We start from the raw sequence: 14,826 nt of genomic DNA, 5'->3' as shown, positions 1-14,826 counted from the left end.
AGCCCGTGGTCGTTAGCCGTGTGCGGCGAGGATGGTGGAGGCTTCCTGGCGGGTGGTGCCGGAGGATTCGATGTGGGCGAGGGCTTCGGGGATGTCCCAGCCCTTTTTGCGCATCGCGGTGGCCCAGAGCCGGCCGGCACGGTAGGAGGAGCGGACCAGGGGACCGGACATGACCCCGAGGAAGCCGATCTCTTCGGCCTCGTGCTGGAGGTCCACGAATTCCTGGGGCTTGACCCACCGGTCCACGGGCAGGTGCCGCTCGGATGGGCGCAGGTACTGGGTGATCGTGATCAGGTCACACCCGGCAGCGTGCAGGTCCCGGAGCGCTTCGGAGATCTCGTCCCGGGTTTCGCCCATGCCCAGGATCAGGTTGGACTTGGTCACCATGCCCAGGTCCCGGCCCTGGGTGATGACATCCAGGGACCGTTCGTACCGGAACGCGGGCCGGATCCGCTTGAAGATCCGGGGCACGGTCTCGACGTTGTGCGCGAACACCTCGGGCTTCGACTCGCAGATCGCCTGAATGTGTTCGGGTTTGCCGGAGAAGTCCGGGATCAGCAACTCCACCCCGGTGCCGGGGTTCAGTTCGTGGATCTTACGGACCGTTTCGGCGTACAACCACACGCCCTCGTCTTCGAGATCGTCACGGGCCACCCCGGTCACGGTCGCGTACCGCAGCTGCATGGTCTGCACGGACCGGGCCACCTTGGTCGGTTCGAACCGGTCCAGCGGGGAAGGCTTGCCGGTATCGATCTGGCAGAAATCACAGCGCCGGGTGCACTCGGACCCGCCGATCAGGAACGTCGCTTCCTTGTCTTCCCAGCACTCGAAAATGTTCGGGCACCCGGCCTCCTCACACACCGTGTGCAGGCCTTCCTTCTTCACCAGGTTCTTCAACCCCACGAACTCCGGCCCCATCTGAACCTTCGCCTTGATCCACTCAGGCTTACGCTCAACAGGGACAGCAGAATTACGCTGCTCGATTCGCAGCATCTTGCGGCCTTCAGGTGCCAGGGTCACTGGAGTGCTCCTTCTGGGGTGGAAACGAGTGCTTCTTCGTGCTTGCGGAACTCTTCCACAAAGCGGTCAACGATGTCTGCCGGGTTGATGGTCCGGCCAGTCTCCAGCGACATGGTGGTAACGCTGGCGTCGGTGATGCCGCAGGCGATGATCTGCGCGTAGGGCGCCAGGTCGTTGCTGCAGTTGATGGCCACACCGTGCATGGTGACGCCATCGAGGACGCGGATACCGATTGCGGCAATCTTGCGGTCCGGGCCCTTCTCATCCGCCAGCACCCATACGCCGGCACGGCCTTTGACGGTGACGGCTTTGATGCCGTAGTCCAGCATCACGGCGATCATGGTGGCCTCGAGCCGCTCCACGTAATCCCGGATTCCCGAACGGTTCTTGAGCTTGAGGATTGGGTAGGCAATCAGTTGTCCGGGGCCGTGCCACGTCAGTTTGCCTCCGCGGTCAACGGGTACCACGGGGGTTCCGTCGAAGGGGCGTTCGTGGTCTTCCGTGAGCTTGCCTGCCGTATAGACGGCTGCATGCTCGAGAAGCAGGACGGTACTGTTCTTCTCGCCGGCAACAACCTTGTTGTGGATCTCGCGTTGAAGGTCCCAGCCCTGCATGTAATCAACGAAATCCGGGGCAAGACCCAGTTGTGAAAACTCAAGAGTCATGCGTTCAAGCTTAGACCCCGCAGGACGTTGCCCATGCTTTTGTGGTGAACCTCTCAGTCGCATCCGGGACGCTGCTCCGATATCACTGCAGAGGGAGGGCCTGTGGATAACTTCTGCAGCGAAAGCCGACTTCGGGTAGACCTTTGACATGGACACTCTGGACTCCGGCTCCCCGTTGCCTCCCGTCATTTCAGGCTACACACCCGAACGGATCCTTGGGCAGGGCGGATCGGCATCGGTCTGGCTGGCCACCAGGGATGCAGACGGCGCCCGGTTTGCCATCAAGGTGGTGAAGAATTCGGAGGCTACTGATGATTTGATGCATCCACACGGCGCCGCCCACCCCATCCTTCGCGAGGCAAACATACTCGCATTCGCCTGGCACGAGCACCTGCTTGCCTTTCACGACGTGGTGCCTGCCGGGATGGAGGGCCAAAACTGCTGGGGTCTGGTGATGGAGTATGCCGCGGGGGGTTCGCTCGCGAACCTTGTCCGGGGGCGTCATTGTTTGACTGTTGGCGAAGCGGTCACTGTGTTGACGCCCTTGGCTCAGGCTTTGGCGTTCCTGCATGGCCAGGGGATCGTACACGGCGACATCTCCCCGGGAAATGTCTTGTTCACGGCCCATGGGAAGCCCTTGGTTGCTGACCTTGGGATGGCCGGGCTGCTGGGCGAGCTGCAGGAAGCCAAAGACGTGGGCACACCCGGTTTCATCGACGGCGATTCGGTGCCCTCCGCAAGCGGTGGCGGGATCAACCCCGAAGAGGATGCGGGCCTCGACTTTGCCGGTGATGTCTTCGCGCTGGCGGCGTTGGGGTGGTATTGCCTCGTGGGCGTTGCCCCCGAGCCTGCCAGGAGCCGTCCGCCGCTTTCCCTTCTGGTTCCCGACGTACCCAAAGGACTGGTGGGCGCCTTGGAAGCCGGGCTGGACCCGGACCCACATGCCCGGCCGAGCGCAAGAGAGTTCGGTTCGGCCATTTACCGCAGTGCTGCGCCGGAACCGGTGGACCTGGTCGGTTCGGTGCACGAATCCGTCATACCGGAGCTCTTGACGAGGCGTCCAGCCGATGCGCACCCGACCAAACGACGCACCTTTCGGCGGTTCTTCAAGGTTCCGCCCACGTCATGGGCGGAAGGCACTCCCACAAGCAGCACGAAGGCCCGGTTGACGTTCGGCAGACTGATGCCGCTGCCGTCCGACCGTCCCGCAACGCCGTACCGGACGGCGAGGGGACCGGGCGCGCGCCGGGCCCACCGGTCGCCGTCGAAGGTGGAACCGTCCCGACCCAACCACCGTCGGTCCGGAAAACGGCGCGGAACGAGGACAACCGCGCTGGTCTTGGGTGGTTGCCTGGTGGGCCTGCTGGCGTGGATCGCCTGGACCGGCAATGGATACCCGTCACAGCCGGGGGAGCCCACCGGGTCCGCGGTGCCACAGTCGGATGATGGCCGCGGGAGCCGGACAGATATCCTCCCAGCCGTGGCCCAGGCACTTGGCTCCAGCGATCCGGCAGTGGCCGTTCCAGCCCTTTCCGCGGTCCGGGACCAGGCCTTGGCCGAGGGGCGCCGGGACTTGCTTGGGCTGGTGAATGCACCAGGGTCACCTGCCGAACAAGCTGATCTGGTCCTTGCGAAGCAGCTGGAACCACAGGGGATCCGTTTCGTCGGCCTGAGGACAGTGCTGACCGGCGCGGCCGTGGATACTTTGCAGGCAGACCATGCCGTTGTCTCGCTGGCAGCGGTTTTGTCCGGTTACGAGGAACAGGATGCACAGGGGAAAGTCATCCGCTGGCAGCCGCCAGGGCAGCCGCAGCAACTGCGCCTGGTCCTTTCCAAAGTGGACGGCCAATGGCGGATTTCGGAGATACTGGGGACCGGGCCCCGATAGGCCCCTGGATCATGAACTCAGCGCTTGGCTTCGGCCACCAGCCAGGGCATGGCCTCACCCAGGCTGGGGTGGTTCCACTGAAATCCCGCTCCGGCCAGCCTGCCCGGATCCATGGCCTGGTTCGCCAGGATCAGTTCATCGGCCAGGCCGCCCAAAACCAGTCGGAGTGCCGGTCTGGGCACCCGGAGCAGCGCCGGGCGGTGGAAGGCCCTTGCGAGGCGGGAAACGATGGTGTTCACGTCCGCCAACCCCGGTGCGCACACATTGACCGGTCCCTCGAGTTCGGCAGTGATGAGGAAAGCAAGGGCAGCAGCTTCATCTGCCAGAGTGATCCAAGGCCAGTACTGGCGTCCGTTTCCGAACGGCCCACCCAGTCCTGCCTTGAGCAGGGGGAGCAACGGTCCCAAAGCTCCGCCGGAAGGACTGAGAATGACTCCCGTGCGGGGTGTCACCACCCTGACGGAATCTGGTGCCTGCCGGGCTTCTGCCTCCCATTGCACGCACAAAGGTGCCAGGACGCCGGTGCCGGGAGCCGAGTCTTCCGTGAGTACTTGGTCCCTGGAAGCACCGTAGTAGCCGGAAGCCGATTGGCTGATGAAGGCCTTGGGAGGACGGCCCACCCGACCCATGGCCGCTGCAAGGGTCCGTGTCGGCAGTATCCGGGAGTCATGGAGCGCCTTGATCCGGCCTTTGGTCCAGGGCCGGTCCCCGATGCCTGCACCGGAGAGGTTGACTACCGCATCCACTCCATCCACCACGGACTCATCGAGGATTCCGGCCGACGGATCCCACGAATGCTCTTCGGGGGTGCGGGCCGGACGACGCACCAGCTTGACCACGTCGTGGCCGTTTGCCATGAGCAGCGTGCCAAGGGCAGTTCCAATCATTCCGGAGGCTCCGGACATCACGATTCGCATGACCCATCTCACCATGCGGCGCCGCGGCCCGGAAACACCATCCAAAGGGCAAAGGCCAGCCCAACCATCTGGCTATGATCGAACAATGACCTCCTCCAGCTACCTCCGTTTCCCGCATGTCCACGGTGACCTTGTTACTTTCGTGGCTGAAGACGACATCTGGATCGCCCCTGTGACGGGCGGCCGTGCCTGGCGGGTTTCGTCCCAGCAGTTGCCGGCCAGGAACCCCCGCTTCACGCCGGACGGCAAGCGGCTCGTTTGGACTGCCGTCGTGGGTACCTCACCCGAAGTGGTGACAGCGGAGATCGACGGTGGTGGCTACAGGCAACTGAGCTACTTCGGACACAGCACAACCAAGGTCCGTGGTTTCACTCCGGCAGGACACATCGTGGTCACCAGCGCTTTCCAGCAGTCCGAAAGCCGGCACACACATGCCTACAGCCTGCCGCTGGATGGTGGAGCCGCCGTCGCATTGCCGTTCGGGCCGGTGGAAGCAGTGGCGTTCGGCCCTGAAATCGGCGACGAAAAGCCGGTGGTGCTGGCCAGCGTGCTGTCCCGTGAACCGGCGTGGTGGAAGAGGTACAGGGGCGGCACGGCCGGAAAGTTGTGGATCGACGCAGACGGAAACGGTGAGTACGAACGGTTGCTCCCGTCCGTTGAGGGCAACCTCACGGATCCGATGTGGATCCAGGGACGCATTGCCTTCCTCTCGGACCACGAGGGTTACGGAAACCTCTACTCGGTGCTGCCGGATGGTTCGGGTCTTCGGAGGCACACTGACCATGAGGACTTCTATGTGCGGCACGCGAGCACGGACGGAGAGCGGGTCATCTTTGAGTCCGCCGGCGAACTGTGGCTCCTGCCGTCCCTCGATCCGGGCGCCGTTGCCCGCAAGCTTGACATCACACTGGGCTCCGCCTCGCCTGCACGTCGTCCGGCACCCTTGAAGGTTGCCGCGCACCTCGGCGACGTCTTCCCGAACGAAGCGGGAACTGCCAGCGCCGTGGAGTCGCACGGTACCGTCCACTGGATCCGCCACAAGGACGGCCCGTCCCGCGTAGTGGAAGCTGCTCCAGGGGTACGGGCCCGGTTGCCGAGGCCCTTGACCGACGGGAGGATCACCTACGTTGCTGACCACGGTGGCGTGGAGGCCGTGTACATCAAGCGAATTGCCGCCCGCATGGTGCCCGCCGTGACGGCGCTGACTCCCCAGGCAGCGGAGGCGCCTGCCGAGGCAACCACCGAATCGGAGCCCCTGCCCAAGCCGGTTTCCGCCTCGAACATCGTGGGCAACGCGCATCAGCCGGCAGCCGCCGTTGCACAGGCTCCCGTTGGGGCCCAACCGGGCGAGCCTTCTCCTGACACAGCCTCAGGGGTTGAAGAGCCAGTACCGGCGCACGGGACTCCTGAGTCGGAAGCCGTCCGTGTGGACTTCCCTGCGCCTACGCGTGCCAGTGCTTTGGAAGCCAGCCCCGATGGCCGCTGGCTGGCCATTGGAACCTCTTTTGGCGACGTCTTTGTTGCAGACACCGTTTCCGGCGCGCTGAAATCCCTGGTGAGCCTTGGGGAAGGCAGCGTGGAGCAGTTCACCTGGTCCGCGGATTCGCAGTGGCTCGCCTGGTCTGAGCCCGTCACGTCCTTCGGTTCCCGCAGCAAGCTGCGGTTGGCCAGGCCCGACAAGGATGAGGCCCACGTCATCGACGCCACAGACGGCCGTTTCTGCGACGATTCACCGCGGTTCACCCCGGACGGGAAGTTCCTTGCGTTCCTTTCCAACAGGAGCTTCGACCCCGTCTACGACGGCCACTCCTTCGACCTGTCCTTCCCAAGCCCCATCAAACCCTACTTGGTAGCCCTCGCTGCCGACACTCCGTCGCCTTTCGGACCCTCGGTTGACACCTTGGGTGATGACCCCGCTGCTGTCGAAGAGTCCGACGACGGCGGCACTCCTGTCACGCGCGTGGATGCGGAGAACCTGGCCCAGCGCGTCATCGCGGTGCCCGTTCCGCAGGGAAACTACTCCGAGCTCACGGCGGCAGACGGCGCGCTCCTCTGGCTCGATACTGAGCTGTCCGGTGTGACCGGCGAAGGCAAAGGAACGCTGCAGGACAAAAAGGTTGCCCCGTCCCTGGTCCGCTACGACCTGGCCAAGCGCTCGCAGAGCACCCTGGTCAAGGCCGTTGACCGCTACCGCTTGTCCGCGGACCTCAAACGCGTTGTCTACGTCTTGGAGCAGCAGGTCACCTCGGTGCCTTCCGATGCCAAGGTCGATGAGGAATCCGGCGAACTGGTCAAGGTGGAACTGAACCGGATCCGGGTGGTCCTTGACCCCGTCGCGGCATGGGGACAGGCCTTCGAGGAAGCCTGGAGGTTGCAGCGTGATTTCTTCTGGGCCGCCGACATGGCAGGGCAGGACTGGCAGTCGGTCTACAACCGCTACCGGCCCATCGTGGACCGCCTGGGATCACATGACGACCTGGTGGACCTGTTGTGGGAAATCCATGGCGAACTGGGTACGTCGCACGCCTACGTGCGGCCTGCCCCGGTCAACGAACCTGGAAGGAACGGCCAGGGCCGCTTGGGAGCGGAGTTCCAGCTGGGTGACCAAGGCTGGGAAATCTCCGCCATCCTCGCTGGCGAATCTTCCGATCCGCTCGCAACGTCCCCGTTGACGCGTCCCGGAGTGGACGCGAAGGTGGGCGACGTCCTGTTGGCGATTGACGGCGTCGAACTTTCCGCTGCACTGACTCCAGCCATGCAGTTGGTGGGAGCGGCGGGCCGAACCGTGGAATTGACCCTGCTCAACGGCCACGGGCACGGAGAAGCCGCTGGAGCCCAGCGCAGGGTTGCCGTGGTGCCCATCCGTGACGAGGAACGGCTGCGCTACCAGGACTGGGTCCGTGGGAACCGCCGCACTGTCCGTGAAGCATCCGGAGGGACGTTCGGATATCTCCATATTCCGGACATGATGGCCAACGGCTGGGCTCAACTCCACCGGGACCTGGACACGGAAACGGCCTTGGACGGGTTGATCGTGGATGTCCGGCGCAACCGCGGTGGCCACACGTCCCAACTGGTGGCGGAGCTCATTGGCCGAAAAGTCACCGGGTGGAGCATGCCCCGCGGCGAGAAGCCCAGGACGTACCCGCACCACGCCCCGCGTGGTCCGGTGGTGATCCTGGCCGATGAGTTCGCCGGATCGGATGGGGATATCATCACGCAGGTCTCCAAGCTCAGGGGCATCGGCCCGGTGATCGGGACCAGGACCTGGGGTGGCGTGGTGGGTATCGACAACCGTTTCGCCTTGGCAGACGGCACCGGGGTGACGCAACCCCGCTATGCCACGTGGTTCGGCGGCGGCATTGGCTGGGACGTCGAAAACCGTGGCGTGGATCCGGACATCGAAGTGCTGTTCCCGCCGCACGCCTACGCCGCCGGCACGGACCCCCAGCTGGAGTACGGCATCGGGGCGCTCAAGGAAATGATCCAGGAGCTGCCAACGGACCGCCCTCCGCTCCGGGAAGGCTACCGCAGCGTTCGTCCAGGCCCCTTGCCTTCACGGCCACAGGCTGACTGAATGCCCGTCTGCAGGCAGCTGTCGCAGTAGGGCACAGAAAGGCCCCGCACCAGAACTGGAACCAGTGGTGGTGCGGGGCCTTTCCTGCAATGCGCAGTGACTACGCCTGGAGTGTTGCGTCCAGGGTGATGTCGATGCTGGCGAGGGCGCCCGACACGGGGCAACCGGTCTTGGCTTCTTCGGAGATCCGGCGGAAGTCCTCCTCCGAGATTCCCGGGATCTTTGCGCTGAGTGTCAGGTGGCTGCCGGTGATTCCGGTGCCGGGAACGAACGTCACGTCAGCCTTGGTGTTGACTTCCTCCGGTGTGAAGCCGGCCCCTGCCAGGGCGTGGCTGAAGGCCATGGAGAAGCATGCGGAGTGGGCGGCAGCGATCAGTTCCTCGGGGCTGGTCTTGCCGCCGGACTGCTCGGTACGGGCCTTCCACGTGACATCGAACGTGCCGAGGCCCGAGCTGTCCAGCGTCGTGTTGCCGGAACCCTCGATCAGGTTGCCGTTCCAAACCGTGTGTGCGGTGCGTACTGCTGCCATTTCCACTCCTTGGGGTAGTTGTGTATCGGCGGCCGGCGCCGGCCGGCTGCCACCGTGTCAATCCTAGGGACTCGCTGACGGCCGCGCACGGCCATTCCGCTGTTAGTGGATTGTGACACCTAGACTGGGCGGCATGGACAACCAGGAACACCCCGGAGGCGCACGCCGGGGACCGCGTATCGCTTCGCTCACCATCAACAGCAACGACGCCGACGGCCTCGCCGGATTCTGGTCGGAACTGCTGGGCCTGCCAGTGTCCGCCCAGCATGGGGGTTTCATCTGGCTGGAACCCGCTGGTCCCGGCGTGCCACAGTTGGCTTTCCAGCAAGTGGACCACCCCACGGAAGGGAGGCGGCGCTTGCACCTGGACCTGCATGACGACGACGCTGCGGCCTTGCGTGCGAAGGCGGAGAGGCTCGGGGCAGTCTTTGTGGAGGGGCATGACATTGGTGATTTCCATTGGGACGTCATGCTGGACCCCGAAGGCAACGAGTTCTGCATCGCGCAGGACTGATCCTCCGAACCACGAAAAACCGCCCTGCGTCAGACGCAGGGCGGTTTTTCACTGGAGTATGGGAGTGGATTCAGTTCCAGAGCGTGGCGATGGCTATGTTGACCAACGCCAAACCGCCTACGCCGTGTGCAAGGCCCGTGGAAACGGCTTCGCCCTTCTTGACCTTGCGCGATCCGATCACGGCAAGGACGGCCACGGCCACACCGATGGCGAACTTGATGCCGAGCTTGAAGTAGTTGGGGTCTGCGTCGGGCATCAGGGGAAGAACACCCATCATGGCGATGCCCGTGAGCAGCTGCAGGAAGGCGCCGTCACGCTGGCGCGGGTGCACCGTGGGTTCCTTGATGGTGGCGATCCAGTAGCCCACAATCATGGCTGCGCCGACGATGTGCAAGAACACCAGGATGCTGAAGAGAATACTCATGGACACAGCTTATCCAGTTGTTTCTACGTGTCGTAGCAAAGGCGCGCACTCAAAACGAAAGGCGGGGAAGGATTCCGGCAATTTCCGGAATCCTTCCCCGCCTTTGTCAGCAGGAGCCGCCTGAGGACCTAGAGACCCAGGTCAGCTTCGAAGGCGCCCTCTTCAAGGCGGGCCTTGAGCGTCTGCAGGAAGCGTCCGGCGTCCGCGCCGTCCACCAAACGGTGGTCGTACGTCAGCGACAGGTACATCATGGAGCGGATCGCGATGGAATCGTCGCCGTTTTCGTCTGCAACAACCACGGCGCGCTTGACGATCGCGCCGGTGCCCAGGATGCCCACCTGCGGCTGGTTGATGATCGGGGTGTCGAACAGGGCGCCGACGGATCCAATGTTGGTGATGCTGAATGTACCGCCGGAGAGCTCGTCCGGGCCGATCTTGCCGTCACGGGTGCGGCCAGCCACATCGGCAATCTTGCCCGCAAGGCCGGCAAGGTTGAGGTTGCCGGCGTCGGAGATGACCGGGACCAGCAGGCCCTTGTCGGTATCCACGGCAATCGCCAGGTGTTCGGCGTTGTGGTAGGTGATTTCCTGCTTGGACTCGTCGTAGGCAGCGTTCAGCTTGGGGTGCTGCTTGAGTGCCTCGGCAACAGCCTTGGCGATGAACGGCAGGAAGGTCAGCTTGACGCCGTTCTGGGCCTGGAAATTGTTCTTGGCCTTGAGGCGGAGCTTGGCGATCTTGGTCATGTCCACTTCGTGCACCTGCGTGAGCTGCGTGGAGACCTCAAGGGATTCGCGCATGCGGCGGGCGATGACCTGACGGATACGGGGCGCCTTTTCCGTGGTTCCACGGAGCGAGGAAGCAACGACGGGTGCGGCCGCCTTGGGGGCAGGAGCAGCTGCCGGAGCCGGAGCTGCGGCGGCCTTCTTGGCCTCGGCCGCGGCAAGGACGTCCTGCTTGCGGATGCGGCCGCCAACACCGGTGCCCGATACAGCGGAGATGTCCACACCGTGCTGGTTGGCGAGTTTGCGGACCAGGGGAGTGACATAGCCGGACTCGGAGGAACCCGTGGTCTCTGCGGGTGCCGCGGCCGGGGCAGCGGGAGCAGGTGCTGCGGCGGGCGCAGCAGGAGCAGGGGCTGCAGGAGCGGGCGCTGCTGGAGCGGGCGCTGCTGGAGCGGCCTGGGCGGCGGGTGCCGGCGCTTCCGCGGCGGGCGCTGCAGGAGCGGCAGGTGCCGGCGCTCCCGCAGCGGGTGCTGCCGGTGCCGCGGCTGCAGCAGGAGCAGCTGCGCCGGAACCAATTACTGCAAGGACGGAGCCAACTTCGGCGGTCTCGTCTTCGCTGACCCGGATTTCCTGCAGGGTTCCGGCCACCGGGGAGGGGATCTCGGTGTCAACCTTGTCCGTGGAAACTTCGAGCAGCGGCTCATCAACCTCGACGGTGTCGCCGACAGCCTTGAGCCAACGGGTCACGGTACCTTCGGTAACGCTCTCGCCAAGTGCGGGCAGCGTTACCTCGTGGCCTTCGCCGCCGGAAGCGGCGGGAGCCTCGGCGGCCGGTGCCTCAGCAGCGGGTGCTTCCTGTGCCGGTGCAGCCTGCTCGGCGGGAGCCTCGGCGGCCGGAGCGGGTGCTTCTTCGGCGGCCGGAGCGGCGGAGCCCGAACCATCGCCGATGCGAACCAGGGGAGCGCCAACCTCAGCGGTCTCGTCTTCGGCGACGAGGATTTCTTCGATGACGCCTGCGATCGGAGAAGGGATTTCGGTGTCTACTTTGTCGGTGGAAACCTCGAGCAACGGCTCGTCGATCTCTACCCGGTCACCAACCTGCTTGAGCCAGCGGGTGACCGTTCCTTCGGTGACACTCTCACCGAGGGCGGGCAAGTTAACGGATTCAGACATGTCGTCCCCGTTCTCCTTATTGATCTTTTTGTGCGGATGAATTCTGCTGGTCCGGGAGGGTGCACGCTGCAGATTCTGCCGCGTGCACCCCGCCCGTTTGTCTTGGGTAAAGACTTAGCCGTGGAGCGGCTTGCCCGCGAGGGCGAGGTGGGCTTCGCCCAGGGCTTCGTTCTGCGTGGGGTGGGCGTGGACCAACTGGGCCACGTCTTCCGGGTAGGCTTCCCAGTTCACGATCAGCTGGGCTTCGCCGATCTGCTCACCAATGCGCGAGCCGATCATGTGGATGCCAACCACCGGGCCATCCTTCTGGCGGACAAGCTTGACGATGCCGCCCGTTCCGAGGATGGAGCTCTTGCCGTTGCCGGCCAGGTTGTACTCCTGGGTCTGCACCTGGTCGTCGCCGAACTTTTCCTTGGCGAGTTTCTCGGTGTAGCCCACGGTTGCGATTTCCGGCTCGCAGTAGGTGACCTTGGGGATGTTGATGTCCTCGACAATCGCGGGGTTCAGGCCTGCGATTTCCTCGGCAACGAAGATGCCCTGCTGGTATCCGCGGTGGGCAAGCTGCACGCCGGGGACGATGTCGCCGACGGCGTAGATGTTGCCGACGCCGGTGTGGAGGCGCTCGTTGGTGATGACGAAGCCACGGTCGATGGTGAGGCCTGCTTCTTCGTAGCCCAGGTTGGCGGTGACGGGGCCACGGCCAACAGCGACCAGAAGGAGGTCTGCTTCGAACGTCTGTCCGTCTACCAGCGTGACCTTGACGCCGTTCTCGTCCTGCTCAACGCCCTGGAAGAAGATGCCGGTGCTGAACTTGATGCCGCGCTTCTTGAAGGCACGCTCAAGGTTCTTGACGATCGAGGCGTCTTCGTTGGGAACCAGGGAAGGTAGGCCTTCGATGATGGTGACGTCCACGCCGAAGGACTTCCAGACGGAAGCGAACTCGACGCCGATGACGCCGCCGCCGAGCACGATCGCGCTCTTGGGGATGTAGTCCATGGTGAGGGCCTGGTCCGAGGTGATGACCTTGCCGCCGATTTCCAGTCCGGGAAGTGAGCGCGAGTAGGAGCCCGTGGCCAGGACAATGTTCTTGCCGGTGTAGGCCGTACCGTTCACCACGACGGTGTTGTTGCCTTGGAGCTTGCCTTCACCTTCGATGACGGTGATGCCCTTGGACTTGATGAGTCCCTGGAGTCCCTTGAACTTACCGGCGATGATGCCGTCCTTGTAGGCGTTCACGGCGGACATGTCGATGCCGTCCAGGGTCACGTTCACGCCGTACTTGGCGGAATCGCGTGCATGGTCGGCCAGTTCGGCCGAGTGCAGGAGTGCCTTGGTGGGGATACAGCCATTGTGGAGGCAGGTTCCGCCGAGCTTTGCCTTTTCCACAAGGCCAACGGTGAACCCAAGCTGTACGGCCCGCAGGGCCGTGGCGTAGCCGCCGCTGCCGCCACCGAGTACCAGGATGTCGAATTCTTGCGCAGTTGCCTGATCGGCCACTAAAACGCTCCCTCGCGTGAATGATGACACGGGACTGCGTGTCATCGGGTCTTTGGAACTTGTTCTGCCGTGATTATGCCAGCACGTAAGTTCTCTTGCATTTGTGACTATCGAGTTCACCTTAGCGAACCACCTACCCATGCTCCACCCTCTGCGGGCGTTTGTGGAGCGCTTGTGTCGAGACTCACGTTCACTTGTGACACAGCCCTACACACCGCATAATTCCGGGGCGGGGCGGGCTTCCGGACGTGGTCCGGGAAGGCCCGCCCGTGCCTCGGCGGAGTGGCAGGAACGCCTAGGCGGAAGCTGTCAGGAGGTCTTCCGCGTAGGCCACCAGGGTACGGACAGTGCAGCCGGTTCCCTGCTTGGGCGTGTAGCCGTAGGGGCTGCCGTTGTTGAAGGACGGTCCGGCGATGTCCACGTGGGCCCACGGGATTTGTTCACCGTTGCCGTTCTTTCCGACGAACTCGCGCAGGAAGACGGCTGCGGTCATCATGCCGCCATTGCGTTCGCCGATGTTCGCGATGTCCGCAACCTGCGAATCCAGGCTGGGACGCAGCTCCTCGGGGAGGGGCATGGGCCACACCAGTTCGCCGGCACGGTCTGCTGCGGACTTGAGGGCGGCGGTCACGGAGTCCGAGCCCATCACGCCCGCGGTCCGCAGGCCCAAGGCGATCAGTTGGGCGCCTGTCAGCGTGGCGACGTCGATGATGGCGTCCGGGGCTTCGAGGCTGGCGGCGACGATGCCGTCGGCCATGACCAGGCGGCCCTCGGCGTCGGTGTTGAGGACCTCGACGGTCTTGCCGCCGTAGATAGTGAGGACATCGGCGGGCCGCTGCGCTGCGCCGGAAGGCATGTTCTCCGCGATGCAAAGCCAGGCAGTCGCTTTAATAGGCAGCCCGAGGGAGGCGATGGCCAGGACAGCGTTAAGGACGACGGCGGCACCGGCCATGTCGCTCTTCATGTCGCCCATGCCGAGGGCCGGCTTGATCGAGATGCCACCGGTGTCGAAGGTAATGCCCTTGCCCACCAGCGCAATCTTCTTGGTGGCCTTGGCCGGGGCGTACTCCACCTTGACCAGGCGGGGCTGGCGGGTAGAGCCCTTGCCGACGCCGAGGATACCGCCGAAGCCTTCCTTTTCCAGGCGCTTTTCGTCCCACGCGGTGACCTTGACAGGCAGGCCCTTGGCGAGCTCCTTGGCAGAGTCGGCGAACGATTCAGGGAAGAGATGGCTCGGGGGTTGGTTGACCAGGGTGCGCGTAGCGTTGACGGCACGGGCCAGGACAGTGGCACGGTCCAGGACGGGCTGTGCTTCCTTTGCGGCTACCTCGGTGCAGAGGAGGACTTTGCTGACGGGCGCCTTCAGGCCGTCCTGGCTTGAGCGGTGCTCGGTGTACGAGTAGGAGCCAAGGGCCGCACCTTCGGCAATGGCTGCGACTTCGGCCACCGTGGATGCCGGGAACGCGAGCGTTACCGTGGACAGGCCTGCGAGTTGGCGGACAGCGGAGCCAGCCGCGCGGCGCAGCGCCTCTTCGGTGAGGCGGCCGCCGTCGGACGTCTTTCCTGCACCGGCGAGGACGAGGATTTCCGAACCGGTTTCCGGAAGCCCCGGCAGGCGGTGCACTTGGTCGGCTGCGCCCGTGATGCCCAGGACCTTCAGGGAGCCGGTGATTGACTCGGCTGCTTTGGCGCTCAGGGGATTGGACAGCAGCACCGGGCCGTCGGCGCCTTGCGCCACGCCCACCACGAGGGCGTCGCTGGGGGACTTTTTCAGATCCTTGGCGATCACGCCGAGGAGGATGTCAGTAGTCTTGACCACGAGGATGTGTCCTCACTTCTCTCTGCATTGCATGGCAGGGCTGCATGTTTGGCGCCCTGCTCCGGTACGCGCCCGGCGTCT

At 64.4% G+C, this 14,826-nt stretch carries 11 protein-coding genes; 3 read left to right on the top strand and 8 right to left on the bottom strand.

Features of this window, described 5'->3' with window-relative positions; all coding sequences use genetic code 11:
• Nucleotides 1–12: 12 nt before the first annotated feature.
• Both lipA and lipB read right to left on the bottom strand, forming a co-directional pair.
• On the bottom strand, nt 13–1,020 hold the full coding sequence (lipA, locus tag ACH488_RS05835; protein ID WP_397322849.1) for a lipoyl synthase: 1,008 nt from the start codon (nt 1,018–1,020) through the stop codon (nt 13–15).
• Nucleotides 1,017–1,685 carry a lipoyl(octanoyl) transferase LipB gene (gene lipB / locus ACH488_RS05830; RefSeq protein WP_397322847.1) on the bottom strand — a complete coding sequence of 223 codons (669 nt, stop codon included), beginning with the start codon at nt 1,683–1,685 and terminating at the stop codon, nt 1,017–1,019. Before lipB ends, lipA begins: the two co-directional genes overlap by 4 nt.
• A gap of 148 nt (nt 1,686–1,833) precedes the next feature.
• Between lipB and ACH488_RS05825 the strand changes: the two genes are divergently transcribed.
• Entirely contained in the window at nt 1,834–3,573 is a 1,740-nt protein-coding gene (locus tag ACH488_RS05825) for a serine/threonine-protein kinase (protein WP_397322846.1), read from the top strand.
• 17 nt (nt 3,574–3,590) lie between these two features.
• Here the strand turns inward: ACH488_RS05825 and ACH488_RS05820 are convergent, their stop codons facing one another.
• Nucleotides 3,591–4,490, bottom strand: a complete 900-nt coding sequence (locus ACH488_RS05820) for a TIGR01777 family oxidoreductase (protein WP_397322844.1) — start codon at nt 4,488–4,490, stop codon at nt 3,591–3,593.
• Between the two features lie 85 nt (nt 4,491–4,575).
• Between ACH488_RS05820 and ACH488_RS05815 the strand changes: the two genes are divergently transcribed.
• The gene (locus ACH488_RS05815) at nt 4,576–8,067 is read left to right on the top strand and encodes a S41 family peptidase (protein WP_397322843.1); all 3,492 of its coding nucleotides are present in this window, start codon (nt 4,576–4,578) and stop codon (nt 8,065–8,067) included.
• Between the two features lie 100 nt (nt 8,068–8,167).
• On the opposite strand, the gene ACH488_RS05810 is transcribed toward ACH488_RS05815, so the two are convergent.
• Nucleotides 8,168–8,596, bottom strand: coding sequence for an OsmC family protein (locus ACH488_RS05810; protein WP_397322841.1), 429 nt, complete (start codon nt 8,594–8,596; stop codon nt 8,168–8,170).
• Between the two features lie 133 nt (nt 8,597–8,729).
• On the opposite strand from ACH488_RS05810, the gene ACH488_RS05805 reads away from it, so the two are divergent.
• A complete protein-coding gene (locus ACH488_RS05805) occupies nt 8,730–9,110 on the top strand; it encodes a VOC family protein (protein ID WP_397322840.1) in 381 nt (126 codons plus the stop codon).
• Between the two features lie 70 nt (nt 9,111–9,180).
• On the opposite strand, the gene ACH488_RS05800 is transcribed toward ACH488_RS05805, so the two are convergent.
• From ACH488_RS05800 to ACH488_RS05785, 4 genes are all read right to left on the bottom strand, one after another.
• Nucleotides 9,181–9,534, bottom strand: coding sequence for a hypothetical protein (locus ACH488_RS05800; protein WP_397322838.1), 354 nt, complete (start codon nt 9,532–9,534; stop codon nt 9,181–9,183).
• A gap of 128 nt (nt 9,535–9,662) precedes the next feature.
• Complete coding sequence (sucB, locus tag ACH488_RS05795; RefSeq protein WP_397322837.1) at nt 9,663–11,429, bottom strand: 2-oxoglutarate dehydrogenase, E2 component, dihydrolipoamide succinyltransferase; 1,767 nt, start codon at nt 11,427–11,429, stop codon at nt 9,663–9,665.
• 114 nt (nt 11,430–11,543) lie between these two features.
• A complete protein-coding gene (gene lpdA, locus ACH488_RS05790) occupies nt 11,544–12,926 on the bottom strand; it encodes a dihydrolipoyl dehydrogenase (protein ID WP_397322836.1) in 1,383 nt (460 codons plus the stop codon).
• Nucleotides 12,927–13,221: 295 nt separating this feature from the next.
• Nucleotides 13,222–14,745 (bottom strand): leucyl aminopeptidase, encoded by a 1,524-nt coding sequence (locus ACH488_RS05785; RefSeq protein ID WP_397322835.1) that lies wholly within the window; start codon nt 14,743–14,745, stop codon nt 13,222–13,224.
• Nucleotides 14,746–14,826 lie beyond the last annotated feature (81 nt).

It is taken from the genome of Paenarthrobacter sp. NPDC018779 (assembly GCF_044391085.1).
In the GTDB taxonomy this organism is placed as follows: Bacteria; Actinomycetota; Actinomycetes; order Actinomycetales; family Micrococcaceae; genus Arthrobacter.
The sequence above is the reverse complement of the archived record's forward strand: the minus strand, read 5'-3'. Positions and strand labels throughout refer to the sequence as shown.